23 protein-coding genes are annotated in these 25,441 nt (G+C 62.8%); 11 read left to right on the top strand and 12 right to left on the bottom strand.

The annotated features are described in order from the left end of the window. Positions 1-19: 19 nt before the first annotated feature. The 3 genes from R4P47_RS19970 to R4P47_RS19960 form a co-directional block, all read right to left on the bottom strand. A complete protein-coding gene (locus tag R4P47_RS19970) occupies positions 20-496 on the bottom strand; it encodes a DUF5130 family protein (RefSeq protein WP_317785542.1) in 477 nt (158 codons plus the stop codon). Further along, complete coding sequence (locus tag R4P47_RS19965; RefSeq protein ID WP_068052560.1) at positions 483-734, bottom strand: hypothetical protein; 252 nt, start codon at positions 732-734, stop codon at positions 483-485. Before R4P47_RS19965 ends, R4P47_RS19970 begins: the two co-directional genes overlap by 14 nt. An 81-nt stretch (positions 735-815) precedes the next feature. Then, on the bottom strand, positions 816-1,478 hold the full coding sequence (locus tag R4P47_RS19960) for an HNH endonuclease (protein WP_176460278.1): 663 nt from the start codon (positions 1,476-1,478) through the stop codon (positions 816-818). A 231-nt stretch (positions 1,479-1,709) separates the two neighbouring features. Between R4P47_RS19960 and R4P47_RS19955 the strand changes: the two genes are divergently transcribed. Both R4P47_RS19955 and R4P47_RS19950 read left to right on the top strand, forming a co-directional pair. After that, the gene (locus R4P47_RS19955; RefSeq protein WP_068052588.1) at positions 1,710-2,669 is read left to right on the top strand and encodes a mechanosensitive ion channel family protein; all 960 of its coding nucleotides are present in this window, start codon (positions 1,710-1,712) and stop codon (positions 2,667-2,669) included. A 50-nt stretch (positions 2,670-2,719) separates the two neighbouring features. Beyond that, a complete protein-coding gene (locus tag R4P47_RS19950) occupies positions 2,720-3,115 on the top strand; it encodes a globin (RefSeq protein WP_094640235.1) in 396 nt (131 codons plus the stop codon). Positions 3,116-3,136: 21 nt separating this feature from the next. Here R4P47_RS19950 and R4P47_RS19945 read toward each other — a convergent pair whose 3' ends face one another. Beyond that, positions 3,137-3,604: a cupin domain-containing protein gene (locus tag R4P47_RS19945; protein ID WP_149406255.1), complete on the bottom strand. Its 468-nt coding sequence runs from the start codon at positions 3,602-3,604 to the stop codon at positions 3,137-3,139. Positions 3,605-3,815: 211 nt separating this feature from the next. On the opposite strand from R4P47_RS19945, the gene R4P47_RS19940 reads away from it, so the two are divergent. Then, on the top strand, positions 3,816-5,399 hold the full coding sequence (locus R4P47_RS19940) for a glycoside hydrolase family 13 protein (RefSeq protein ID WP_317785541.1): 1,584 nt from the start codon (positions 3,816-3,818) through the stop codon (positions 5,397-5,399). Here R4P47_RS19940 and R4P47_RS19935 read toward each other — a convergent pair. The 8 genes from R4P47_RS19935 to R4P47_RS19900 form a co-directional block, all read right to left on the bottom strand. Beyond that, entirely contained in the window at positions 5,396-6,085 is a 690-nt protein-coding gene (locus tag R4P47_RS19935) for a hypothetical protein (RefSeq protein WP_068052569.1), read from the bottom strand. The two genes, R4P47_RS19940 and R4P47_RS19935, sit on opposite strands and share 4 nt — an antisense overlap. After that, positions 6,078-6,542 (bottom strand): acyl-CoA thioesterase, encoded by a 465-nt coding sequence (locus R4P47_RS19930; RefSeq protein ID WP_068052572.1) that lies wholly within the window; start codon positions 6,540-6,542, stop codon positions 6,078-6,080. The genes R4P47_RS19935 and R4P47_RS19930 overlap by 8 nt, the downstream gene beginning before the upstream one ends. Positions 6,543-6,606: 64 nt before the next feature. Then, positions 6,607-11,445, bottom strand: a complete 4,839-nt coding sequence (locus R4P47_RS19925; RefSeq protein WP_317785540.1) for an NAD-glutamate dehydrogenase — start codon at positions 11,443-11,445, stop codon at positions 6,607-6,609. 127 nt (positions 11,446-11,572) lie between these two features. Next, positions 11,573-11,983 carry an acyl-CoA thioesterase gene (locus R4P47_RS19920; protein ID WP_317785539.1) on the bottom strand — a complete coding sequence of 137 codons (411 nt, stop codon included), beginning with the start codon at positions 11,981-11,983 and terminating at the stop codon, positions 11,573-11,575. A 1-nt stretch (position 11,984) separates the two neighbouring features. Further along, positions 11,985-13,664: an energy-dependent translational throttle protein EttA gene (gene ettA / locus R4P47_RS19915; protein WP_032402531.1), complete on the bottom strand. Its 1,680-nt coding sequence runs from the start codon at positions 13,662-13,664 to the stop codon at positions 11,985-11,987. Positions 13,665-13,779: 115 nt separating this feature from the next. Further along, on the bottom strand, positions 13,780-14,253 hold the full coding sequence (locus R4P47_RS19910; protein ID WP_269593755.1) for a single-stranded DNA-binding protein: 474 nt from the start codon (positions 14,251-14,253) through the stop codon (positions 13,780-13,782). Positions 14,254-14,419: 166 nt separating this feature from the next. Further along, a complete protein-coding gene (locus R4P47_RS19905) occupies positions 14,420-15,052 on the bottom strand; it encodes an IMPACT family protein (RefSeq protein WP_317548702.1) in 633 nt (210 codons plus the stop codon). A 10-nt stretch (positions 15,053-15,062) separates the two neighbouring features. After that, complete coding sequence (locus R4P47_RS19900) at positions 15,063-16,472, bottom strand: ABC transporter ATP-binding protein (protein ID WP_317785538.1); 1,410 nt, start codon at positions 16,470-16,472, stop codon at positions 15,063-15,065. 61 nt (positions 16,473-16,533) lie between these two features. Between R4P47_RS19900 and R4P47_RS19895 the strand changes: the two genes are divergently transcribed. The 8 genes from R4P47_RS19895 (at position 16,534) to R4P47_RS19865 (ending at position 24,828) form a co-directional block, all read left to right on the top strand. Further along, positions 16,534-18,030 carry a recombinase family protein gene (locus R4P47_RS19895; RefSeq protein WP_317785537.1) on the top strand — a complete coding sequence of 499 codons (1,497 nt, stop codon included), beginning with the start codon at positions 16,534-16,536 and terminating at the stop codon, positions 18,028-18,030. Between the two features lie 797 nt (positions 18,031-18,827). Next, entirely contained in the window at positions 18,828-19,010 is a 183-nt protein-coding gene (locus R4P47_RS19890) for a helix-turn-helix domain-containing protein (protein ID WP_317785536.1), read from the top strand. 769 nt (positions 19,011-19,779) lie between these two features. Then, positions 19,780-20,433, top strand: coding sequence for a hypothetical protein (locus tag R4P47_RS19885; RefSeq protein ID WP_317785535.1), 654 nt, complete (start codon positions 19,780-19,782; stop codon positions 20,431-20,433). Positions 20,434-20,826: 393 nt separating this feature from the next. Beyond that, complete coding sequence (locus R4P47_RS19880; RefSeq protein ID WP_317785534.1) at positions 20,827-21,048, top strand: hypothetical protein; 222 nt, start codon at positions 20,827-20,829, stop codon at positions 21,046-21,048. Between the two features lie 526 nt (positions 21,049-21,574). Beyond that, positions 21,575-21,832 (top strand): hypothetical protein, encoded by a 258-nt coding sequence (locus R4P47_RS19875; protein WP_317785533.1) that lies wholly within the window; start codon positions 21,575-21,577, stop codon positions 21,830-21,832. Between the two features lie 16 nt (positions 21,833-21,848). Then, positions 21,849-22,601, top strand: a complete 753-nt coding sequence (locus tag R4P47_RS25145) for an HNH endonuclease (protein WP_411567361.1) — start codon at positions 21,849-21,851, stop codon at positions 22,599-22,601. A 176-nt stretch (positions 22,602-22,777) separates the two neighbouring features. Continuing rightward, positions 22,778-23,371: an HK97 family phage prohead protease gene (locus R4P47_RS19870; RefSeq protein ID WP_317785532.1), complete on the top strand. Its 594-nt coding sequence runs from the start codon at positions 22,778-22,780 to the stop codon at positions 23,369-23,371. A gap of 23 nt (positions 23,372-23,394) precedes the next feature. After that, the gene (locus R4P47_RS19865; RefSeq protein WP_317785531.1) at positions 23,395-24,828 is read left to right on the top strand and encodes a phage major capsid protein; all 1,434 of its coding nucleotides are present in this window, start codon (positions 23,395-23,397) and stop codon (positions 24,826-24,828) included. Positions 24,829-25,441 lie beyond the last annotated feature (613 nt).

Genomic DNA, 25,441 nt, shown 5'->3' with positions numbered 1-25,441 from the left:
GCGGTCTGGAGGTGAAGAGTTACGGGCTGAGGATGGACGCGGTCATCACCCGGACGGCCGTGACCAGACCGTCGATGAGATTGCCGTCGCGGAACGGACCGAGCGCGGCGGTGACACCCAACTGTGCAACCCGGTCGGTCGCACGGTTGGACACTCGCCTGCCGGTGCGGATCTCGAGAGCATGCCGATTGGGGTCGACGGCGATCAGGACCGAACGGATGGCGTCGGGTGTGCCGGGGAACACCGAATCCGCACCCGCAGCGGGATCGACGCCGAGATCACCGATGTAGACGTTGAACCGGATCTTGGTCTGTCGAATTGCCTGCGTGAGTGCATCGTCGAGTGCAACCAGGTCCTGCGTCGCGAACGGCAGGTGCTCGGGATTGGTCGTCCCGAATTCGTGAGCAGCCGAGACGCGGCCGCTCGCGGTGAGGGCAGCACCCACGGGCAGGTCTTCTTCTCTGACGTCACTGCGGACGAGTTCACCACTTGCCACTTGCGGAACCTCCGATCGAGTCGGCTGTGTCGGCACCGTGCGAACCGTGACCTCCGAAAGGGGTCACCTCGTCCGTAGCAGTCCACAGCAATGGCTCGCGCGTCCACTCGTCCGTCAGTCGGTAGGGCGGAACGTCCATACCGGGCTGCTTGTCGGTCAAGTAGGACAACGCGCCGAGGAGTCCGATCACCGCAACCGGAATCACCCCGAATATCAGCGTGGTCTCAAAAATGCTCACAGGGTGTGACGTTAGTCGACAATTGCGCGTCGGACCACGTCGGGGCCGGTGTTGTGACCGAAAAGTGCAGGCGCGCCCGCGTCAGGCAGCGCCCTCACCGAGGTACGCGAGCCAACTGGGATCCAGCTCCTTCGTCGTCGCCAACAGTCGCCAGTGCGGTCCCTTCGGCGGCACCAACTGGGCGCGCAACGTCCAGCCGATCTCGCTGAGCAGTTTGTCCGCTTTGCGATGGTTGCACGAGGCGCAGCAGGCGACACAGTTCTCCCACGAGTGGCCACCTCCGCGGCTACGCGGAACCACGTGGTCGACGGTCTCGGCCTTGCTTCCGCAGTATGCGCACCGGAACCGATCGCGGTGCATCAGCGCCTGTCGTGTCATGGGTACCCGGGCTCGATACGGAACACGGACGAACGTCCGCAGTCTGATCACCGACGGCACCTGCACCGAGCGGTCGGCCGACCGGATGAACGGCCCCTCCGGATCGTCGTGCACCACGTCGGCCTTCCCACAAACGAGAAGAACCACCGCCCGGCGCATCGGAAGCGCGGTCAGTGGTTCGAAGGTGGCGTTGAGGAGCAGCACACGGCGCTTGACCCACGCCGGTACGGCGTCGTCGCCCGTGGCACTGTGGGCCGTCGGCACCACACGCAGCGGAGAAGCCCCCGAGGCCGTCTCACGCTGGTCGTGCGTGGTGCGGCCCTCAGTGGGCGGGAGTTGTCGATGGCGGTGTTGCGAGTTCTTCATGCGTTGCTCCAGAAACAGTCGGCGCCCGCGCATGGCTTGCGTGGAACACGAGTCACAGTGGAACACGAATGCACCCTCCTCGCACAGCCTTTTTCCCGGCATTTTCTGTTGCCGATCGGTGAACATCTCGCATCCTCGCGTTCACGAACGACGAACGACGGCTCCATGCGCTGCGTGACTGGCAAGATTTCTGCGTCTCCGTAGACTTTTCGGGTGTCTGTATCAACCTTCCTGTCCGCATCGTCCCTCTCCGAACCGTCGCTGTTGCGAGATCTCGACACCCGAGCGTTCGAGCTGACGGAGACCGGACGCGACTGGTTGGTCGATCGTCCGCTGCAGGCTCTGGGCTATCTGGCCCTCGCGATCGTGCTGCGCCTCGTCCTGCACAAACTGATCGATCGATTCACCCGCAACAACGTCGGGAAGTCTCCGACGCTGCTGCGTCCGCTGCGCGAGCGTTCGTCGAGCACCGTCAAGGGCGCGATTCTCAACGAGCGACGCAAACAGCGTGCCAACACGATCGGCTCGGTGCTCAAGTCCGCCGTCTCGGTCATGATTCTCACGTGGTTCGTGCTGTCGGTGCTCGACGTCGTGGGGGTCAATGTCGCTCCGTTCATCGCCTCGGCCGGGATCGTCGGCGTCGCCCTCGGCTTCGGTGCGCAGAATCTGGTCCGGGATTTTCTGTCGGGCATCTTCATGCTCCTCGAGGACCAGTACGGGGTGGGCGACGTCGTCGACCTCGGTGAAGCGACCGGCACGGTCGAGAGCGTCGGGCTACGCGTCACGACGATCAGGGATGTCAACGGCACCGTGTGGTACTGCCGCAACGGCGAGGTGCTGCGCGTGGGCAACATGAGCCAGGGCTTCGCGGTCGCCGTGCTGGATCTGCCCGTCTCCCACACGGCCAACATCGACGAGGCCCGCGCAGTCGCCGAACGCACCACGCTGGCGGTGGTGGAATCGAAGGACTTCGCCGATGACATCCTCGAACCGCCCGAGATGCTCGGTGTCAACGCGGTCAGCGCCGACACCGTCACCATCCGCATCACGATCAAGACCCGCCCCGGACGCCAGTGGGCCGTACAGCGCAGACTGCACCAGGAGATCCTCCAGGCGTTCGACGATGCCGACATCAAGGCACCGTACGCACTGGGTCGCCCGGGTGGGGTCGTGGCCGAGCGAGGCAGCTGAGGGACAATGGACGTGACCGACGCCGACCAGGAACGAACAGAGAGAGTGTGATGACCGAACCGCAGCAGACGTTCTACGACGCGGTAGGCGGTGCCGAGACGTTCCGGTCACTCACGGCGAAGTTCTACGAGGAAGTCGCCAAGGACGAGATAGTGCGGCCGTTGTACCCCGAGGAGGATCTGGCACCGGCCGAACGGCGGATGCGGATGTTTCTCGAGCAGTACTGGGGCGGTCCGCGAACCTACTCCGACGAGCGCGGCCATCCTCGACTTCGCATGCGCCACAACCCGTTTCGGATCGGACCGATGGAGCGAGACGCGTGGCTGCGCTGCATGCACATCGCGATCGCGTCGATCGCCCCCGAGGTCATGGACTCCGCGCACCGAGCCCAGTTGATCGACTACATGGAGATGGCCGCCAATTCGATGATGAACTCGGCGATCTGACGGCCCCGAAAGCGCAGCGGGCTACAGCGATCCGACGCGCTGCGGGCTCTTGCCACCGACGGCGACCTTGAGCTTGCCCACCCGCGCGCGAACGGAGCCGGCCACCTTGAGCGCGAAGCTCATGGGAGCGGGTAGGTGCTGGCGCAGGATGGCGTGCTTGCGTACGTAGTTCTCCACGTGCCACTCCGACCAGGTGCCCGCACGGAACAGTGCGGCATCGCCGGGAAGCAGGGTGCGCGGTGCGTGATCCTCACTCGACACGGTCACCGAACCGTCCATGATGTGCACGATCTCGTCGACGGCGAAGTACCACCGGAAACGTCCTGCCGTGCAGTCCCACACGTTGGTGGTGGTGGTGCCGTCGATGCTCTTCGACCACTCGGCGAGGCGAGCCTGCGGGTTTCCTTCGAGAATCCAGGTCGGCTCGATGGGGCTGTCGTTCAGCGCGATATCGCCGAGTCGTACGGCTTCGATGGTCGAAGTGATCATGGTTTCCGTCGCGTCCTCACCGTCGGGCGCGGCTTCCGCCGCTACTGGTTCCAGGAGCAGAACATACAACACTTTCCCAACGAACCGGCAGGAGTCGGTCATGTGAATGAGCACAAAGCTTTACTGTTCGTTGACCTACGAGGCTGCCTCCTGTCGTGCCCGAACGCCCCTGAATCGTTCTGCGGCCGATCGTTTGGCACTATTGCCCCTTGTGACCGATCCGATCGAAAGCTCCGAGCTGTTGTGGTGGCAGGACGCCGTCTTCTACCAGATCTATCCCCGCTCGTTCGCGGACTCCAACGGTGACGGCATCGGTGACCTCGACGGAATTCGCGACAAGCTCGGCTACCTGGAGCTGCTGGGAATCGACGCAGTCTGGATCGGACCCATCACCCGGTCGCCCATGGCCGATCACGGGTACGACGTGTCGGATCCGCGTGACATCGACCCCCTGTTCGGCAACCTGGAGATCTTCGACGCGTTGGTCGACGAAGCTCATGCGCGCGACATCAAGGTCACGATGGACCTGGTGCCCAATCACACCAGCAGCGAGCACCCGTGGTTCCGATCGGCCCTGGCGGCGGCCCGCGGTAGCGCCGAGCGAGCCCGCTACATCTTTCGAGACGGACGAGGTGACGACGGCGCGCAGCCGCCGAACAACTGGCCGAGCATCTTCGGTGGCCCGGCCTGGACCCGGATCACCGAGCCCGACGGATCCCCCGGCCAGTGGTACCTGCACATCTTCGCGCCCGAGCAACCGGATCTGAACTGGAACAACCCGGAGGTGTTCGACGACTTCGCGCGCACCCTGAGATTCTGGCTTTCCCGCGGCGTCGACGGCTTCCGGCTCGATGTGGCACACGGTATGGCCAAACCCGTCGACCTGGCCGACATGAGTCTCGAACTCAACGCGTTGATGAAGAACGACGACGACGATCCCCGGTTCAACAATCCTCGGGTCCACGACCTGCATCGACGCATCAGAGCCGTCATGGACGAATACCCCGAAGCGGTGACCGTGGGCGAAATCTGGGTGCAGGACAACGTGCGCTTCTCCGAGTACATCAGGCCCGACGAGTTGCACCTGGGTTTCAACTTCCGGCTGGCCAGTGTCGATTTCGACGCCGCAACCATCCGCGACGCCATCTCCAATTCCCTTGCCGCAGTAGAACTGGTCGACGGAACTCCGACGTGGACGCTGTCGAATCACGACGTCGAGCGTGAGGTCACCCGGTACGGCGGTGGGGACCTCGGTCGGGCACGCTCGCGCGCCATGATCCTAGTCGAATTGGCGCTTCCCGGAACGATTTTCGTGTACAACGGTGCCGAACTGGGGCTGCCGAACGTACAACTGCCCGACAGTGCGTTGCAGGACCCGGTGTGGGAGCGATCCGGGCACGCAGAGCGCGGCCGCGACGGCTGCCGAGTGCCGATGCCGTGGGAGGGGCACACACCACCGTTCGGGTTCTCCTCCACCGATCGAACCTGGTTGCCGATGCCACCGGAATGGGACGGGTACACCGCCGAGGCGCAACTCGAAGACGTCGATTCGATGCTGAGCCTCTATCGGACGGCGTTCGAGCTGCGGGCTCTACGTCCGGAATTCACAGGTAGCGGAGTCGATTGGTACGGATCTCCTCCCGGCTGCCTGGCATTTCGTCGACGCGGTGGCCTGATCTGCGCCTTGAACGCGTCGGAGGAGTCGATCCCGCTGCCTCCCGGCGAGCTGCTGCTGGCCAGTGCGCCGTTGGTGGACGGCAGGCTTCCGGCGAACGCCGCTGCGTGGCTCGTCTAACGCTCGACGGTGAGCGACAACTGTTGTCCCGCGCGACGAGCGAAGACGGAGCCGTAGCGGGCATCGAGACGTAGCCAGACCTTCGACACCCGCACACGAACCACCTCATCGGGCGCGATCCGATCCGGGTCGACGTCGACGGTCAACGGGTCGCTGCCACTGTGCGGCACGAAACCCATTGCGGTCAAAGCGAATACCGTCCGCATCGAGATCGAGACGTCGTCGTTCTCGCCCGCGACGTGCAGAACCTCCTGTTCGAGCAACGAACTCGGCGGGCCGTGACTGCTGCCGTGCTCCTTGGCCAGTGCCACGCCGCGTTGCGCGAGCCCCACGAGCACCCTGGCCGGCACATCGTCGAGATGGCCGAAGCCGCCGTCCGGCGGCAGGGCTCCGCGCCAGGCGGAATCCATCGAAAATCCCGGGTCGATCACACCGTCGGTCGCCTGCTGCACAGCCGCGACCAACACGTCGGCACCGGCACTGGTGTCGTCCGGCACCACGGTGCCGGTGATGACCCGAGCCGCGAGAGCATCGAAACCCGTTGCAGCCCAGCAGGACACACCGCCGCCCGCTCGGGTCCGCATACGGATCACCGCAGCTTCGTCCAAACGCAACGCCCTGGTGCAGAACGTCGCCAGGTTCTCCCGCTCGACCGCATCGGGAACGGTCAGTACGCGCTCATACACGCTGCCAGCTCACGAGAAACTCACGCTCTTCGGGAGTGAGCCGGCGCAGCCGCTGCGCATCGATGTCGAACGCCGCAATCTGCGTCGAGGCCACCACGGCCGCGGGAGTGTCCAACGACGCTCCCCGGGCTCGTACCTCGTATCCGACGACGAAGTCCACCGCCCGCACCGCGTCGATCCACATGAACACATCGAGGGGGCCGTCCTCGTGCCGGAGCTGGCCTCGATACTTCACGTGCAGATCCGCGATCACCGCGCCGTGGCGCAGGTTCGCCGTCGGCCTCCCGTCCACCAACAGCCAGGGAATGCGTGCCTCTTCGAGAAGAGTGACCATCCGGGCATGGTTGATGTGTTGATACACATCCATGTCCGACCACCGCACGTCCACGGTGGCATGAAAGCCCACTCGCTCGGTTTCAGGTCGCTTGTCGGACAGATGGGCGTCGGGCACACTCACGTGGTCGTTTCCTCTTCTCGGTCGAGTATCGGCGGTATCGCCCGTGGCGATGTGGTGCTGAAGGTCAGGGCACCATGTTGCGGACCTGTCGGGCAGCGACCGACAGGGTGGCCAGGTCGAGGGTTCCCGACTCGGCGATTTCGGTCAACGCCGCACGAGACCTCGCCAGACGAGACGAGTTGGTCGACTCCCATTCGGCGATCTTCTCCGCGACCGACTCGTCCGGCTCGCCGCCCGCAAGCACCGCCTGGGTGATTCCCCGCAACGAGGAGTACAGATCGTCGCGAAGAGCCAAGCGCGCCAAGGAATGCCAGCGGTCTCCGCGGGCCAGCTTGGACACCGCGGTGAGCAACCAGTCGATACCGATGTGCGCATCGAGGGCGAAGTAGAGCTCGGCGACCTCGGCTCCGTCCCGGTCGACGATGTCCGCGATATCGATGATGTCGAGTAGGCAGTACACATCGAGCAAGCCGTAGATCCGGCGCGCCAGCTCGGCCGGCGCGCCGCGTTCGATCGCCGCAGCCGATCGGGAGTCCAGGTCGCTGGCTTGATGCCCGGAGATCCACCTGGACACCGACGGTTGCAGTGCCCGCACCTGACCGGCGTACCGACTGATCTCGGCACCGACGGCCAGCGGCTGCGGACGGTTGGCGAGCAGCCAGCGCGAGACACGGTCGAGCATGCGGCGAGACTCGAGCAACAGTTCGGCCGAGACCGCAGTCGGCACTTCCGCGGCCCTGATCGAGTTCCACACCTCGTCGAGTCCGAATATCTCGGTGGCGGCGGCGAAGGCACGGATGGCATCGGTGCCTGCCGCACCCGAATCCTCGGTCAATCGGTAGGGGAACGTGATGCCGCCGCAGTCGATGGCCTCGTTGGCCAGCGTCGTGGCCACCAGCTGCCGCCGGAGAGGATGCGTGGTGATCGCGGCGGCATACGGCTCTCGCAGCGGCTCGGGGAAATACTTGGGCAGCCGCGGAGCGAAGACGTCACTGTCGGGCAGTTCGCTGTCGAGCAGTTCCGCCTCCAACGCCAGCTTCACGTGAGCCATCAACGTCGCGAGTTCCGGCGAGGTCAGCCCGCGGCCGTCCTGCTTGCGACGCCGTAGATCCGCCTCGGTCGGTAGCGCCTCCAGCTCGCGGTCGAGACCTCGGCGCACTTCCAGATCCTCGATCACCCGACTGTGCACGGTGACCAGGCTCGGTGCGTCGAACCTGGAGGTGCCGAGCAGTTCGTTCTGCATGATGTTGTCCCACAACACCAGCCGGCCCACCTCGTCGGTCATGGACGCGAGCAGCTCGTCCCGATCCTCGCGCGCGAGGTTGCCGTTGGTGATGGCCGTCTCCAACAGGATCTTGATGTTGACCTCGTGATCGGAGCAGTCGACACCCGCGGAGTTGTCGACGGCATCGGTGTTGATCTTGCCTCCGGCAGCGGCGTATTCGATGCGGCCCAGTGCGGTGGCTCCGAGGTTGCCACCCTCCCCCACCACGGCGGCGCGCACGTCGATTCCGTCGACCCTCACCGTGTCGTTGGCCTTGTCACCGACCTCGGCATTGGTTTCGGTGGACGCCTTGATGTACGTACCGATTCCGCCGTTCCACAGCAGATCGGCCGGGGCCCGAAGGATCGCGTTCACCAGCTCCGGTGGTGACAGCGCGACCACGGAATCCCCCAGCCCGAGGGCAGCGCGCGCCGCCGCACTGATCGGGACCGACTTGCGCGTCCGCTCCCACACGCCGCCGCCCGCACTGATGAGCGAGGTGTCGTAGTCCGCCCACGACGACCGCGGCAGTGCGAACAACCGCTCCCGTTCGGCGAACGAGGACTCAAGCTCGGGGTCGGGATCGAGAAAGATGTGCCGGTGATCGAACGCGGCGAGCAGGCGAATGTGCCGGCTGAGCAACATGCCGTTGCCGAACACGTCCCCGCTCATGTCGCCGACGCCGACGACTGTGAAATCCTGGCTCTGCGTGTCGATTCCGAGCTCACGGAAGTGGCGTTTGACGCTCTCCCACGCACCCTTGGCGGTGATGCCCATGGCTTTGTGGTCGTAGCCCGCCGAACCACCGGACGCGAAGGCGTCGCCGAGCCAGAAACCGTATTTCGCGGCAACGTCGTTGGCCATGTCCGAGAAGGTCGCGGTGCCCTTGTCCGCGGCAACGACGAGATAGGTGTCGTCTCCGTCGCGGCGCACGACTCCGGTGGGAACCGTCACCGTTCCGGTAGCGCGGTCGAGATTGTCGGTGATGTCGAGCAGCCCGGCGATGAACAGGCGGTAGCAGGCCTTGCCTTCCTCGGCGTGGGCCTGGCGATCTCGATCGGCGTCACCGGTCACGGCAGGGGGCCTCTTGACGACGAATCCGCCCTTGGCTCCGACCGGCACGATGACGGCGTTCTTGACCATCTGGGCTTTGGCGAGTCCGAGGATTTCGGTCCGGAAGTCCTCACGTCGATCCGACCAGCGCAGTCCGCCGCGGGCAACGGCTCCGAATCGCAGGTGCACACCTTCGACGCGGGGCGAGTACACGAAGATCTCGAACTTCGGCTTCGGCTTGGGCAATTCGGCGATCGATTGCGGATCGAACTTGAGCGAGAGGTACTCGCGATGTTCGCCGTCGACCCCCACCACGAAGTAGTTGGTGCGCAGGGTCGCGCGGATCAACTCGAACATGCTGCGCAGAATTCGGTCGGCGTCGAGACTGACGACCTGGTCGATCAGTTCACCCAGCTGGGTGCCGATCGACTGCGCGTTCTCCTCCGAACTCGCCTCGGGATCGAACTGCGCCTCGAACAACCCGACGAGCAGCCGCGCAGTGCGCGGGTGTGTCAGCAGCACACCCTCGATGTTGAACTGGCTGTAGGGAAAACCGGCCTGGCGCAAGTACTTCGCGTACGCGCGTAACACCACTGCCTGCCGCCAGTGCAGGCCGGCGCGCATGACCAGCTCGTTGAACCGGTCGGCCTCGGCCTCGCCGCTCCACACCGCCGCGAACGCATCGGTGAATCGGTGCTGCACTCGACTCTCGCGATCGGCGGTGCCCGCCTCGGACAACTCCGCGTCGATGTCACCGTCGATTGCCGAACGCAGCATCTCGCGCGAGGCAGAGAGCCCGAAATCGTAGATCCAGCACGACATTCCGTCCGGCCGCACCACAGGGTACGGCCGTTCGTCGTCGACCTCGACGCCGAGACTCTGCAGGATGGGCAACACCTGCGACAGCGAGACACCCGCGCCGCCGATGTACAGCGAGAACCGCCAGCTACCCACGGCCGACTGCTCGTGGCGGTAGAGCTGCATGTCGATCGACTCGTCGCCGAGCCCTTCGAGGCGAGCGATGTCGGTCACGGCCCGAGCCGGACTGAAGTCCTGCTTGTAGGCCTCGGGGAAAGCCTCTGTGTAGCGCTGAATCCGCAGCGGGTCCACGGTGCGGTCCAGCGAGACCGCGTCGCCGAGGGCGTCCTCCCAGGTTCTGGTGGTGTCGGTGAGAGCCGCCTCGATCCGGGTGATGTCCTCGGCGGCCAGCTCCGTCGATGCCGTTCCCGGCGTGCGGCGGACGGTCACGTGCAGCAGCGCCAGGTCCGATTCCGTCACGCGCGCCGTGTAGTCGAGAGAAGTGCCGCCGAGCTCACGGAGCAGCCGATCCTGAATGGCCAGCCGAACACGGGTGGTGTAGCGATCTCGCGGCAGGTACACCAGGGCGGAGACGAAGGATCCGCCGGCATCGGGCCGCACGAACAGCTTGACCTTGCGCCGACGGCCCAGTGCCAGAACAGCACTCGCGGTCTCGAACAGCCAGGACGCCGAGGTGGCGAACAGTTCCGAGCGCGGCATCGACTGCAGCACTTCGAGCATCGCCTGACCCGAGAACGACCCGAGATCATGGCCGGCCCGGGCGATCACCGAGCGCACCCGACGCTCGATCACCGGAATGTCGAGCACGTTCTCGTGCAGCGCCGTCACGGTGAAGACGCCGACGAAACGGTGTTCGGCGGAGTTCTCGGCGTCGAGAACACTGACGAAGTAGGGGTAGACGGCGCGGTGCACCGTCGCCGGACTCGCTCCCTGCGTCAGGGCGACCAGGTCGCGCTGACCGAGCGGCTCCGAACCGTGCACGTCGTGGGCCGCGTCGCGCAACACCCCGAGGCTGCTCGACTCCTCGCCGGTGGCCGTCCGTGCACCGTCGACGCCGCCGAGCCGGTACCGGCGGTAGCCGAGGAGCGTGTAGTGACCGTCGCCGAGCCAGCGCAGCAACGCGGCTGCGTCGCGATGTTCGACGGCGGTGTCGGACTCCGCATCACCGGCCCGCTCGGCCGCGCCGTCGAGGAGATCGGCGACCTCGGCCTGTACCCGACGCATGCGCTCGGTGTCGCCGACGACCTGACGCACGTCGGCCAACACCCGGCTCGCCTCCGACTCCACGCGGTCGAGGGCCTCCGCGGACGTGGACGGATGCAGCTGGACGTGAATCCAGGATTCGCGTCGACCGTCGGCGATCGGACCCGTCAGCTCGCCGTCCGCGTCGCGGGCGACCGACAGAATGGGATGGACCACGTCGGTGTACTCGATGCCGAGTCGGGACAGCAGCGAGATGACCGACTCGACGAGGAGCGGCATGTCGTCGGTGACGATCTGCAGATAGCTGCCCGCGGCCTGATGGGCGGCCGAACTCGACTCGCTGGGTCTGTGCACCGCTACGTTCGCGGTCTCGGGCAGCCGCTGAGCGGCCAACCGGACGTGCCGGTGAAAGGACGTGGTGTCGGGAGTGTGCGCGGACGCTCCGACGGCCGTCGTGTCCACGTGCTCGAAATACTCGGCTTGCAGTGTCGCCAGCTCGGCCAGGAGTCGGTCGTCGAGGCCGTCGGCCCAGTCGTTGTCGGGCAGGTCCAGCGAGCGTGGCATGGTGTTCGAGTACTCCCTCGTGAGGATTTTCCCGACGCCCGCCGATCGCCGGTCGTCGATGACTCCTCGACCTTAGTGTCGAACACCCTTTTACCGCAGTGACCTCGCTGAGCCGGCGCGTGGCGAACTACTTCGCGACGAGATACTCCCCGAGAAGGTTCCTCTCGTCCTCCGACAAAGGACGAGAGGAAGACGTCGCGAGATCGAAGGCAACCATCAGTGCTTCGGCATCCGCGCAGACTTTTCCGTCCCGGTCGGTCACCACGTGCCGGACGCCGTACGAGGTGGTCCCGATGCGGGTGATCCACAGCTCGATCGTCAGCGGACCCGAGTCGTCGAGAATCGGGTGCAGAAAATCGGTGGTGAGTTTCCGCACCACCGCTGCGCCGCGCACACCCGGCCCTCCGAAGACCGCGTTCAGGAACTGAACGCGGCCCTCCTGGAGGTATTCGACGAACCGGGTGTTGTTGACGTGGCCGAGACGGTCGGAATCACCCCACCGCACCTGAAGTGTGCAGGTGAAGGTGTTCGCCGGCATGTCAGTCTCTGGTCAGCTTTCGGTGCGTGACGCGATGCGGGCGAGCCGCGTCGGGTCCGAGGCGTTCGACCTTGTTGGCCTCGTAGCCCTCGAAGTTGCCCTCGTACCAGTACCAGGCGGCTTCGTTGTCGCCGAAGCCACCTTCCCACGCCAGGATGTGCGTGCAGGTGCGGTCCAGGAACCACCGGTCGTGGGAGATGACCACGGCGCAGCCCGGGAATTCCTCGAGAGCGTTCTCGAGAGATCCGAGCGTTTCGACGTCGAGGTCGTTGGTCGGTTCGTCGAGCAGGATCAGGTTGCCGCCCTGCTTGAGCGTCATCGCCAGGTTCAGACGGTTCCGCTCACCACCGGAGAGCACTCCGGCAGGCTTCTGCTGATCGTGGCCCTTGAACCCGAACGAGCTGATGTACGCACGCGACGGGAACTCCGAGCTGCCGACGGTGATGAAGTCCAGACCGTCGGAGACCGTCTCCCACACCGTCTTCTTCGAGTCGATGCCCGAGCGGTTCTGGTCGACGTAGCTCAGCTTGACGGTCTGACCGATCTTGACCTCGCCGCCGTCCGGCTCCTCGAGCCCGACGATGGTCTTGAACAGCGTCGTCTTACCGACGCCGTTGGGGCCGATGACGCCGACGATGCCGTTGCGGGGCAACGTGAACGAGAGATCCTTGATCAGCACGCGGCCGTCGAAGCCCTTGTCCAGGCTCTTGACCTCGACCACGACGTCGCCGAGGCGCGGCGGGTTGGGAATCTGGATCTCGTCGAAGTCGAGCTTCCTGGTCTTCTCGGCCTCGGCCACCATCTCGTCGTAGCGAGCCAGACGAGACTTGCTCTTGGCCTGACGTGCCTTGGCACCGGAACGAACCCAGGCGAGCTCGTCCTTGAGGCGCTTCTGCAGCTTCTGGTCCTTCTTGCCCGAGACCTCGAGACGTTCGGCCTTCTTCTCCAGGTACGTGGAGTAGTTGCCCTCGTACGGGTACAGGTGTCCGCGGTCGACCTCGGCGATCCACTGCGCAACGTGGTCGAGGAAGTACCGGTCGTGAGTGACGGCGAGAATAGCGCCTGCGTATGCGGCCAGGTGCTGCTCGAGCCACAGCACACTCTCGGCGTCGAGGTGGTTGGTGGGCTCGTCGAGCAGCAGCAGGTCGGGCTTGCTCAGCAGCAGCTTGCACAGCGCCACGCGGCGCTTCTCACCACCGGAGAGGTTGGTGACGGGCGACTCGGGCGGCGGGCAGCGCAGCGCGTCCATGGCCTGTTCGAGCTGGGAGTCGATCTCCCAGGCATCGGCGTGGTCGAGCTTTTCCTGCAGCTCGCCCATCTCTTCCATCAGCTCGTCGGAGTAGTCGGTGGCCATCAACTCGGCGATCTCGTTGTACCGCTTGAGCTGGACCATCGTCTCGCCGAGACCGTCCTCGACGTTCTCGCGAACGGTCTTGGTGTCGTCGAGGACCGGTTCCTGCATGAGGATGCCGACCGAGGCACCGGGAGCGAGGAACGCCTCACCGTTTCCGGGCTGATCGATTCCCGCCATGATCTTGAGGATGCTGGACTTACCGGCGCCGTTGGGGCCGACGACGCCGATCTTCGCTCCTGGATAGAAGCTCATCGTCACGTCGTCGAGGATGACTTTGTCGCCGTGCGCCTTGCGCACCTTCTTCATGGTGTAAATGAATTCAGCCATGACGCCCAGCTTATCGGTGCGAGTGGGTCTCCGGCACCACCGCCCGAGCGCGCAGCCGCCGCCCGCACTCGATCGAGGTTCCGATGCAGCGCGGACGGCGGATGCCGGGAGACCGTCAAGCCGGAACGGACTCGCGCACGTCGTCCTCGATGCGATCGTGGTCCCGATCCTCGTCCACAGGTTCGGTAGCTCCAGGATCCCCGTCCGTCGCAGCCTCGGGTGCCACCGCTTTCGTCCGATGGATCGAGACGTTGCAGCGCGCGAGATCCGGTCCGACGGCGCTGGCCCGCATCTCCAGATCGGCGCGTTCGACCCCGTCACGGTTGGTGTACTCGTTTGTCCGCAGCTGCCCGTAGGCAATGATCGGGTCGCCTTTCATCAGCGATGCTCCGACGCCGCGCACGAGGCGACGCCAGCACGTGACCGTCAGGTAGAGGGTTCCGCCGTCGGTCCACTCGCCGGTGTTGCGATCCTGACGTCGGGCGTTGCTGGCCATCCGGAAGCTGAGGACCTCGTCGCCGGTGGGTGTGGAGCGCTTGACGGGATTGGTGATGACCGTTCCGACAACTGCGCACTGTGCTTCGTACATGGTGTGTTCCCCCTCGATCGATGTCGCGTGGTTGCGATCGATATCGACACTGCTACGCGGAAGACGTCCGTGGTGAACGAGTCGGCGAAATGTGGACAACCGGCCGGCCTGTGGATGAAGCACCCGAATCGGGGCCCGTGCGACCCGAGAATGTCGGGACCGTGTGCTAGTCGGGAATCTCGGCGTACATGTGGCCGTCGAGCTCGGGGATCACTCGCCCCGCAGTGAGCGAAGCAACCAGCGCCGCAGTCGAATCGGCGTCCGGAACCGCCACGGTCAGTACCGCGGACGCGCCGTAGGAGGTGCCGACGACGACAACCCCGTGCCCGCGTAATTCCGATTCCACGCGACCGACCTCGGCGTGGTCGAGTTCGAGAGTCATGATCTCGCGTCGCTCCCGGGTCAGGAACATCGCACCGGCCAACGCCTCGGCCACCGCTCCGCCGTAGGCACGGGCCAGTCCTCCGGTGCCCAGCTTTGTTCCACCGAAATATCTGCTGACGACCGCGACGACGTTGGTCAGGTGATGCCCGCGCAGCACGTCGAGCATCGGTGTACCTGCCGTCCCGCTCGGTTCACCGTCGTCGTTGGACCGCTCGATGCGCGGATCCGGCGGCGACAAATCGACGATGAACGCCGAACAGTGATGTCCGGCAGCAGGATCGGCCTTGCGGGCCGCCTCGATCACAGCTCGCGCCTCGGCTTCCGTGGCCGCGCGATCGACGACCGCGAGAAACCTCGACTTCTTGACCTCGGTCTCGCACTCGACACGACCGGCGATGGTACGCAGTGGGATCACCCGGTCTCACTCATGCGGCAACACTGTCCACCACATCGTCTGCGGCTCGGACCAATTGGGCGTACATGCCGTCGTTCTCCAACAGGGATTCGTGGCTTCCGACCTCGCGAACGACGCCGTGATCGAGTACTGCGATGCTGTCCGCGGAGCGCACCGTGGACAGTCGATGCGCGATGAGGATGGTCGTTCGCCCGTTCATCAGGCCGTCGAGCGCGGTTTGCACTGCGCGTTCGGTGCGGTTGTCGAGGGCGCTGGTCGCTTCGTCGAGCACCAGGATCGGTGGATTGCGCAACACCGTTCGGGCAATGGCGATGCGTTGCTTCTCACCGCCCGAGAAGCGGTATCCGCGTTCGCCGACCATGGTGTCGTACCCGTCGTCGAGGCCGTCGATGAAGTCGTGGATCTGTGCCGTTCGGGCCGCCGCGAACATCTCCTCGTCGGTGGCGTCGGGTTTGGCGAATCGCAAGTTCTCTCGAATGGTGGCGTGGAACAGGTACGTCTCCTGAGAGACGACGCCGACCAGGTCGGCGATGTTCTCCGACGCCATCTCCCGCAGGTCGATGCCGTCGATCGTCACCGATCCGGCCGTCGGATCATGCAGCCGCGCAACGAGATAGCCCAGAGTCGTCTTGCCGGACCCGGTTGCGCCGACGAGAGCGAGCGTGCTGCCTGCCGGGACCTGGAGGTCGATGCCGCTCAAAGTCGGAACCGTTGCCGAGGTGTAGGTGAAGTCCACCGCGCGGAAGGTGACGTCTCCGCGGACGGACTCGCGAGGCAGCGCCACCGGATGGGCGGGCTCGGCCACGTCGATCGGCAGATCGAGGTACTCGAACACTCGCCCGAACAGGGCGAGCGAGGCCTGCACCTCGACGCCGGTGTTGAGCAATTGCATGGTGGGCCGGAACAATTGGGTCTGCAGAGCGGTGAACGCGACCAGAGTTCCGATCGTCAGTGCGCTCCCCTGCCCGATGGTGATGCCGGCGAACCAGTACACCAGAGCAGGCATGACGGCGAAGCTGATCTGGATCGTGGCCATGCGCCACTTCCCTGCCATCATCGCCGCGAGTTCGACGCCGGCCACTTCGTGGGACCGGTCGGCGAACTTCTCGGTCAACACCTGTGCGGAACCGGTGGTCTTGCCCAGCAGAATGCCGCTGACCGAGAGTGATTCCTCGATCTGCACCGACAGGTCGCTGAGCAGCTTCTGTCGCTTGGTGGAGATCTTGCGCCGCTCGTCGCCGATGCGGCGAGCGACACGGACGAAGACCGGCAGGATAATCAACGAGAACGTGGCGAGCTTCCAGTCGAGCAGGAAGAGTGCGACCACCGTCGCGGCAACGGTCGTCGCGTTCTGCGCGATGGACGTTGCGGTATTGGTGACCACCGATTGCATGCCGCCGATGTCGTTGGCGATGCACAACTGTGATTAGTGACGGCATATACTGGTGGCTCGGAGGAAGAGCGCGACCAGGAGGCCCGACATGCACAGAGTCATCGTTTACGCGAGGATCAGCAACGCTAAAGGCGGTAAGTCGCGGTCTGTAGAGCAGCAAGAAGACGTTTTGCGCGAAGAAATAGAGTCGCGCCCTGATTGGGAGATAGTCGGAGTCGTCAAAGACAGCATGAGCGCGTCCCGATTCGAGAAGAGACAGCGACCGGGCTTTATCGAGCTACAGGCTCAGATCAGCGACGGTAAAGCCGATATTGTGGCCGTCTACGAGTTCTCCCGCATCACCAGAAAAGGCCCAGGCACCGAATGGGAAGCGCTGGCCGATCTACTCCGAACGAACAACGTCCTGGTCTATGACTACGGCATCAATCGCACTCTCGATATGCGCAACGACGACGATCAGTACGTCGCTGAAACCGCCGCCTCGTTGGCGAAGCTCGAATCAGCGCGAATCTCGAAAAGAGTCCGACGAGACAGCATCAGCCGCGCAGCTAAAGGCGAAGTGCACTCCACACTCGGTTTCGGGTGGACGAAGGACGATCACGGAGAATGGGTTGTCGATACGGTCGCGGCCGAGGCGATTCGAGTAGCGGTCAACGACGTTGTGAACGGCACGGCGAACCTCACTCAGATTGCGAAGCGCTGGAACGCCGACGGACTGACGACCAGCCGAGGTAACGCCTGGAACAACGGGAAGGTTCGGCTGGCGCTGACACGGCCGACGCTGGCCGGTATCCGCGTTGCGCAGGGTGAGCGCTTGTCTGTCGCCGGTAAGTGGCCGACGATCCTGTCCGTTCCCGAGCACGCGCAGATCGTCGGCGTCCTGACAGACCCGTCACGGCTCAAGCACCGAGGAGTGGCACCGACTCACCTGCTCACCGGGATAGCTCGCTGTGGCGCGACTCAGGCCGATGGAACGACGTGTAACCGCCGTCTGTCGTGGGCTGGCGCTGGCCGGTACAACTCCGCGTATCGCTGCCCGCTCGGACACGTGAATCGGAGTGAGCCGGATCTGGACAACCACGTCGAAGAGAAGCTGTTCGAGGCCATCGAGGGGTACCGCGCCGATCTGTTCGTGATGAACGACAAGATCGAACCTGACGACAGCGAGAGCACTGCGGTACACCTTGCCGAGGTTGCGAAGCTCGAAGCGCGACTGACCGAGGTCGGAAAGCTCTATGCGACAGGCGTCGTCCCGCTCGAAGAGTACGTCTCGATGCAGCAACTAATCAGACCCCAGATTGCCGCAGCCCGAGCGCAAGCCGAGCAAGCCGCGCCGAATCGAGACCTCTACAACTTCGCGATGAACGCCGAAGAGCTGTGGGCCGGTGCCGATCTCGATTGGAAACGTCGGTTTGTCCGCGCTGCCGTAGAAGTCGTGGTGCACCCGATACCCGACAAGGTTGGCCGGAATGCTCGTGTGTTCGATCCCGCGTTCGTGTCAGTGCGCTTCCTCGGATACGGAACACCGGTCGAAATCACGGATGACTACGTGCGCGGAATGACCGACCGGCTCACGCAGTCGTAACCGTCTCATTTGAGACAGCCCCTGTCGTGTTCTGTGGCAGGGGCTTTTTCGTGCCTGGACGGATCACACCACCACGGTCGGTTTCGTGCTTCTCCGTGGATCTGAGCCCGGCGCAAATGACGTTGCGTTACCGCGCACCTGAATTCGGACGACAGGAAGCGGTGGGTCGCGTTCGCCGTCGGAGAAGGGTTGTCGCAGCAGGAGATTGCGGACACGCTCGCGGTGGCAGTCAAGACGGTCGAGAGAGATAAACCGACAAATGTCGTTTTACCGTCCGACGCCCCACCGGCCGAGCTACACGTACTCGGGTGCGCGGCCTACCCCGAATTCAGCCGAGTACCGGTCTGATTCGCGCCTACTGACCTGTCGGTGGGGCTCTTGTGAGCGCTCGACGGTGAGTTGCAGCGCGTGGTCATGGCAGAAGCCGCCGAACGCGAACCGCAGGGAGTAGGGACCAGCTCTATTGCACGTGAGCCCTTCGGCCGAGCGGTAAGAGCAAGGGCCGCAACCGTAACCACTGTTCTTGGCCTTGGCGGCAGTGCGACCATCATTCGGTATCCCCTTGGGCATGAACGATTCCTCTCGTAGACATAGAGAAAGCCACTGCAACAGGCCAGGAGTGCGCAGTAACGATGGCGCGAATTCACCTGTTGCAGTGGCTTTCCAGTGTGTCGACCACGACGACGACAACTCGAATATTACCTGGTCAAACAGGACGGCGCTTGCCAGCGAGCAGATGACAAAACAACTAGCTACCGTCATATGAGTTCCACAAACCCGACCGAGAAGGAATCGAAATGACCATCGACCCAAAGCAACTCGTGAGCACCAAAGACTTCGGCGCACTGATGGGAGTCACGGAGCAGACCGTCCGAAACTGGATCGCAGAAGGGAAGATCGAGCACTACCGCGTAGCAGGACGAATCAGGATTCACCCCGATCAGGTCGACGCGCTCGTTCAGAAGCAACCGCGCAACTAGAGACGAGACCACGATGACTACGAAGAATCGAGGACCGGGTGTCTGACTATTGGTGGAAGGCAACCGATCTGCGCGCCGTACAAGAGCGCCACGGGCTGACTTTCGAGGACATCGGACTCTGGCACAACCTTATGTCCAGAGCCATGAACGACTTCCGAAGGACGTTGGCAGACGACAGAAAAGGTGGTGAGTTCGGAGTGTCGAATCGAGTAAAAGCGTTGTTTCCAAACGACTTCGGTCAATGTTCCGAGCAACTTCCCGGCAACTTCGACGCGTTTATGCCGCTGTCAATCGTGAAATCCGTTGCTGCTTCGGGAGGACTTCGACGCTGGAACGGATCACTCGATCGACTCGAAGTGGCTGGACTACTGCGCGGTGTCGACGGCGGCATCTTCTTGTCATGGACGGACCAAACACCAGCTCAGAAGGTGATTGACGACCTCGAATCGGAACGGTCGAAGCCGAGTAAGCAAGCGCGATCTGCTAATTCAGGACGTAAGTCGTCCCGAGGGACAAGTAAGGGGACAACTACCGGGACAGGAAAATCTGGTCCCGGAGGACTACCCCCGGACACCCCTCGCGCGACAGAAGTAAGACTTCCCCCTACAGGGGAAGGAGATACTTCGTATCTCTCCGTCGCTGCGCGAGAGTCCGCGCCTGGGGGCGCTTCCTCGCTCGCTCCGAGCAAAGACGACGACAGCGCACCGAAGAAGTCCAAGCATCCGAGAAGCGCTGAACTCGAAAGGGTCATGCGAGGGGGGAAATTCTGATGACCGTCGAAGACGCGATTACTTTTTCGTTCGAGCCGATCGAGCCGCCGCGCATCGAAGAACTCCCCCTGCGTTGGGAATACGTCACCGATGAGAAGACCGGCGAGTCTGTCCGGCACATCACCGAATCGAAGCCTGTCCGTGAGTGGTGTGTGTGGATCGAGTTCGACCCCACGATCGGAGAATTGGAGTTCTGGACGCCGTGGGCGAAGTGGCACAAGCGCTTTACCGTCACCGGAATTATGAGCGCTGCTGTAACGGATCTGGCCAACGCAATCAGCGCCAACATTCCGCATCCACGGTGGAGTCGAACGATCGTGGACGAACCGAGACGATGCGCCATGACTTTCTGGGCTGATGCCGATGATCCCGAGGACGTGTTGATCGAACTGATGGACCTCGCACACGAAATTCGTTGGGAGCTATCGGCAGAAGTCGAAGAACGTCTCGCACGGCAAGCCGAGAATTTCGAGGAGCAGGTGATCGAGGAGCGCGGCAATTACGAGCAACAGATGTTCCTGAAACGCAATCCCGTTGACCCAGAACACGAGAAGGCCATTTCCGACGCCCTAGCTGCCCTGCTGAGAGATTGGAACCTCAAGGGTGGTGTGACTGGCTACGCAGACACACAAAAGCCGCCAGCGTTGAACTGACGGCTTTTTCGTTAGAACGAGCAGATGATCGAATGACGTTGCCCGTCTGCGGTTTCGATGAACTTCTCACCGGGTTTGAACCACTTCACGTCTGGGCGACGACGGGTAGGCCGAGCGACAGGACGGTCGATTACAGGAGCGCTCATAGCAATCCTCCAATAGCTGAGCGGGATAACAACTCTCGCCAGAGTACACCTAGAACTAAGGACACACGGTGATGACCGATCACGAGCTAACGCAGATCAGGACGACCCTCGACGCGCTCCGAGAACACGGGCCGATGACACCCGAGCAGATCCACCAGCGCACCGGCAAGACGAATGTCCACGAACATCTCCGAATCCTGTTGCGGTGTCGACTAGTCGAGCGTTCGGGCAACCTGTACACATCGCGATGATCGAGCACCCGCGCTTGCAGGAGACCATCCTGAGAATCGTCAATCGAGGCGAAATCGACCTAACAGACCTGCTATTCGAGCTTCGACGTGAACACCCCGAGCTGCCTACTACCGCTGTCGTCAGGGCACTTGCCGCACTGATAGCCGAGCTGGCGCTGATTCCGACGCACATCGTTCACATCACCGTTGTTCAGCCCGACCAGGAGATTGCCGAATGAAACTGTTTCTAGGACTTGTCGCAACGGCAGTCGCAGTCGTGATCGGCGTGTTCGTGCTGACGTTCACCGCGCCGCCAGACAGCGAACCGAGACCGAGGCCGACTACGACTCAACCGACCACGACGACTACGGCCGAACCGACTACGACAGCGCCCACGACGACGACAGACGCGCTATCCGGTGTGTTCGTACCGCCAGCGCCCGTTGAGCCGCCTACGGCCGAGCCAGCGCCCTTTTCGCCGCCGTCCAGTCGTGCTGTCGTCCCGATCGAGCAGACAGACCGCTTTCGGCCACCGGTAGAGCCGCCGCCAGTCATTCCCTCGACAACGACGACCACGGACCAGACGACTTCCGAGCAGACAGCGACGACACAACCGCCGACGACGACTTTTCAGCCGCCCGATGTCGAGTGCACGTTCGATGAAGTGATGACCAACCCGTTGTGCCAGACAGTCACCGACCGATGACCGAAAGCCGACGAGAACGTAGACAGCGCAAACAGATCGAGCAATTGAGGGAGAAGCACGTGGACATTCTGACGATGAAGCTAGGCGCGGTATTGGCCGACGCATACGACCGACTGGACCCCGAGATTCAGGCCAGGTTCGCAACGAATCCCGGTGTGTCCGTTCGGCGCGAGGGCCGCTACGTCATCGCGAGTTGCAACGGCGAAGACTTCGCATGGATCGAACACGCATGGTTGGTAGACGACTCGAAAACCGAAGTCGATTCGATGCTGTTCGATACGACGGTTCCCGATGCCGTGCCAGAGGAGTGGCAGTGACTGAGGCCCAGATCCGATGATGAAGTGTGGCCTACCGGGTTGCCGACAGAACGCAAAGATTCGTGGGTGGTGTGACAAGCACCGAGAGCAGATCGACTCGGGCGAACCCGTCTACTACGCAGTGAGTAAACCGGCTTCCGAGACGTGCCGCATTCCCGGTTGCGACAGGCCTACAGCGTCGAAAGAGCTGTGTCGGCCTCACTACAAGCGTTCTCGCAAAGGGCGACTGCAAATCGACATGCCGATCGGCGTGAAGACGGTGACAGTCGGTTGCAAGGTAGACGGCTGTGAGAGAGCGCATCTCGCAAAGGGCTACTGCGGAACTCACTACAACTATCTGATGAAGTACGGGAAGCCGACTACCCCGAATCCCCCCAGACGGAAAGTGTTCGTTTGCACTATTCCTGATTGTGCTGAACCGCATTCGGCGCTGGGGTTCTGCGTAAAGCACTACCGGAAAGCGACACGTCCAGCCATACGCAGCAGCAACTCAAACCGTAGAGCGCGCGTCAAATTGTCAGACCCATTCGAGCGCAAGTGTTCCGTCTGGGCACGAGAGGACATGAAGGACGAACCCTGTTGGTATTGCGGCGCTTTCATCCCAGGAGGTATGCACGTCGATCACGCTATTCCTCTCGCCAAAGGCGGCACCGAAAACTGGACAAATCTCGTGCATGCCTGCGCGCCTTGCAACCTCAGGAAAAACGCGAAGACCGAGCGAGAGTTCTTCGCTCTACTCGAATCCGAAAGGTTAGCGAGCAATACCTAATCTGTTGCCGTACACTCTATCCCGTAGGCCGAGCTGAACTGCTCACCTGCCATTCACGCCGGGAACGAGCCGGAACATGCACCCGCGCATGGTATCCACTCGAATCGCCACGGGATTGTTAAGGGCCGCATTGTGCGCTCTTCTCCCTGATGCACCCCTCAAGAAAGTGAATGACTATGCCACGCAACACGAAACCGATGATCGAGCGTGAACTCGAATTCCGAACCACTGACACCGCCGACGATGGATTGACCCTCGAAGGACTGGCCGCAGTATTCGACTCACCGACCGAGATTCGCGACTACCTAGGCAGCTATACCGAGCGAATTGCGTACGGAGCGTTCAAGAAGAGTTTGGCCGAACGCCGTCCTGTCATGCAGTTCGATCACGGCCGAGACAGTCGTACCGGGTCGGTTCCTATCGGAGTGTTCGAGGAGTTGCGCGAGACACGCGAAGGTCTGTACGTGCGGGCTCGATTGCACGACAACGATCTTGTGTTGCCGATCCGGCAAGCTATTGCGAGCCAGGCGATTTCAGGCATGTCAGTGAAGTTTCGAGTCATCCAAGAAGAGTGGCGGGACGCCAAGGGCAATCGTGTTTCGCCCGAACGCATTTCGACGTTGCTCGACTCGGGTACTCAACTTTCGAGGACCATCAAAGAGATAGCGCTAGCCGAGGCTGGCCCAGTTGTGTTTCCGGCTTACGCAAGTACCAAAGTCGGAGTGCGCAGCGAAACACAAACCATGACACTACATCTCGCCGAAAAGTGATTGAGAATGGCAGGACTACTGTAATGAAGAAATCACTAGAAGAGCTGCGGGCCGAAAAGGCTTCGCTCGAAGGCACCATGCGTTCGGTATTCGAGGGCGCGAAAGAACAGTCACGCGATTTCAACGAGGCCGAGACAGAGCGCTTCGATGAAGCCGCAGAACGACTCGATGTCGTCAAGGCCGAGATTGCTCAGTCCGAGCGTCGTATCGAAGCAATGCGCGGTCTGGTGGAGGGTGGTTCGACCGAGGCAGGTCACCCCGGCGCAGATCCGAACGCCTACGAGGGTCGGAACCTTTCGGGTACCCGTGGCAACACCGTGCGCGATCAGGCTATGCGTCAGGTTGAGCGCGGCCTCAAGGCCAACGAGCTTCCCGACTACGCCGCAGAGCGCATCGAAACTCTCATGCGTACCGGCGACGACGCCGACCTGACCGCCCGCTGGGCACTGACCGCAGGTTCACCGGAGTACCGAACTGCGTTCGCGAAGGTAGCCGCAGACCCCGCGCGTGGACACCTTCTGTGGACAGCATCCGAGCAGCGCGCTTATCAGGACGTACACCAGGTGTCACGAGCGCTACAGATCGACACGGGTACCGGCCACTTCGCCCTCCCGATCAGTCTCGATCCTGTGGTGCACCTCACCAACGCCGGTAGCTCGAATCCGCTCCGTCAGGTGGCACGGGTTGTCCAGATCACCGGTAGCGAGTACCGAGGCATTACGTCGGCGGGCGTCACGGCTGAATGGCTCCCAGAGTCGCAGGAAGCGGCCGACGCATCACCGACACTGGGACAGCCGGTCATCAAGGCAGAGAAGGGCGCTGCGTTCGTACCTTTCTCGTACGAGTTCCAGCAGGACTCGTTGGGCTTCCTCGAAGAGCTTCGCGGGTTGCTCGTGGACGGTGCAGATCAGTTGCAGGCACAAGCGTTCATGCTCGGATCGGGAACGAACGAACCGAAGGGTCTGATCACCGCATTGGTCGCAGCGGGTGGCTCTGTGATCGTGTCAGGTACCGGGGAAGCGTTGAACGCGAACGACTTCTACGCGGTGCAGAACGCTCTGGGACCGAGGTATTTGGGTAACGCTCAGTGGGTGATGAACTTGTCTACCATCAACGGCGCACGCCAGATGGAGACCACGAACGGGTCCGTGAAGTTCCCGTCGCTCGACTTGAATCCTCCAACGCTGTTGGGGCGCAGGGTGAACGAGGCTTCGTTCGTGGACGGCGTGATCAATCCGGCAGCGACCGAATCGAATTACGTTGCTGCGTATGGTGATTTCCATGCCGGGTTCACGATCGTGGATCGGATCGGTACGACGATTCATCTGATCAGCGATCTGTTCGGAGCAGCGCGACGGCCGACGGGTGAACGGGGTGCCTTTATGACATTCCGCACCGGCAGTGATGTTGTGAACACTTCAGCCCTGAAGCTGTTGCGCTACAACACCACTGCGTAATCCGCATACCAGTTACCCGCGCTGGTAGTCTTTGAACGGATTCGGTTGAACAGTAGCCAACCGAGTTCCGGTGCAGGACTTCATTCACCCTGTGCCACAAGATGCCCGATCACCACGGTTTAGTTAGGTGCCTCGTCAGCGCCTCCCTTTGCACCGTGAGTGGTCGGGCATTTTTTGTGCCCAAAACACCCTCTGATTACCACGCTGAGACACGAACGCACCTCTGCCTAGCCATCCATGCCAGACGACAGCACGAGTACGCCAGAAGCGCTGTGAGACAGCAGCAATCTCGATGTGCTGTGTGTTCGCTGTTGTTCGTCAATGCTGTTGCACTGCAATGGAATAGAGCAACTCACTCGATGGATAGCACAACCTCGATAGCCATGCATGTGCACCACCACCAGTGCACCACCACCTCGATACCGATGTGCTCACATCATGATTGCTCACTGCTCTTCACCAATGAATCTGTTCACTTGCTTTGTGTCTCAACAGATTGCATTGTCACTAATGCCATTGGTCTAGCCTCGATATTTCTCCACGGTGATGTGCCGGCCTGAGCCGGTCGAGATTGCGCTTCGAACCCCGTTGGCGCACGATGGCGCGGCCGATG

Source organism: Rhodococcus sp. IEGM 1370 (assembly GCF_033142325.1).
Lineage (GTDB): Bacteria > Actinomycetota > Actinomycetes > Mycobacteriales > Mycobacteriaceae > Rhodococcoides.
Note: the sequence above shows the minus strand (reverse complement) of the source record. Positions and strands in the feature narration are given on the sequence as shown.

Excerpts from the sequence above, each read along its gene's own strand:
- R4P47_RS19960 (WP_176460278.1), bottom strand. The coding sequence starts at position 1,478 with ATGAAGAACTCGCAACACCGCCATCGACAACTCCCGCCCACTGAGGGC.
- R4P47_RS19950 (WP_094640235.1), top strand. The coding sequence starts at position 2,720 with ATGACCGAACCGCAGCAGACGTTCTACGACGCGGTAGGCGGTGCCGAG.
- R4P47_RS19945 (WP_149406255.1), bottom strand. The coding sequence starts at position 3,604 with ATGATCACTTCGACCATCGAAGCCGTACGACTCGGCGATATCGCGCTG.
- R4P47_RS19925 (WP_317785540.1), bottom strand. The coding sequence starts at position 11,445 with ATGCCACGCTCGCTGGACCTGCCCGACAACGACTGGGCCGACGGCCTC.
- R4P47_RS19920 (WP_317785539.1), bottom strand. The coding sequence starts at position 11,983 with ATGCCGGCGAACACCTTCACCTGCACACTTCAGGTGCGGTGGGGTGAT.
- ettA (WP_032402531.1), bottom strand. The coding sequence starts at position 13,664 with ATGGCTGAATTCATTTACACCATGAAGAAGGTGCGCAAGGCGCACGGC.
- R4P47_RS19910 (WP_269593755.1), bottom strand. The coding sequence starts at position 14,253 with ATGTACGAAGCACAGTGCGCAGTTGTCGGAACGGTCATCACCAATCCC.
- R4P47_RS19895 (WP_317785537.1), top strand. The coding sequence starts at position 16,534 with ATGCACAGAGTCATCGTTTACGCGAGGATCAGCAACGCTAAAGGCGGT.
- R4P47_RS19890 (WP_317785536.1), top strand. The coding sequence starts at position 18,828 with ATGACCATCGACCCAAAGCAACTCGTGAGCACCAAAGACTTCGGCGCA.
- R4P47_RS19885 (WP_317785535.1), top strand. The coding sequence starts at position 19,780 with ATGACCGTCGAAGACGCGATTACTTTTTCGTTCGAGCCGATCGAGCCG.
- R4P47_RS19880 (WP_317785534.1), top strand. The coding sequence starts at position 20,827 with ATGATCGAGCACCCGCGCTTGCAGGAGACCATCCTGAGAATCGTCAAT.
- R4P47_RS25145 (WP_411567361.1), top strand. The coding sequence starts at position 21,849 with ATGATGAAGTGTGGCCTACCGGGTTGCCGACAGAACGCAAAGATTCGT.
- R4P47_RS19870 (WP_317785532.1), top strand. The coding sequence starts at position 22,778 with ATGCCACGCAACACGAAACCGATGATCGAGCGTGAACTCGAATTCCGA.
- R4P47_RS19865 (WP_317785531.1), top strand. The coding sequence starts at position 23,395 with ATGAAGAAATCACTAGAAGAGCTGCGGGCCGAAAAGGCTTCGCTCGAA.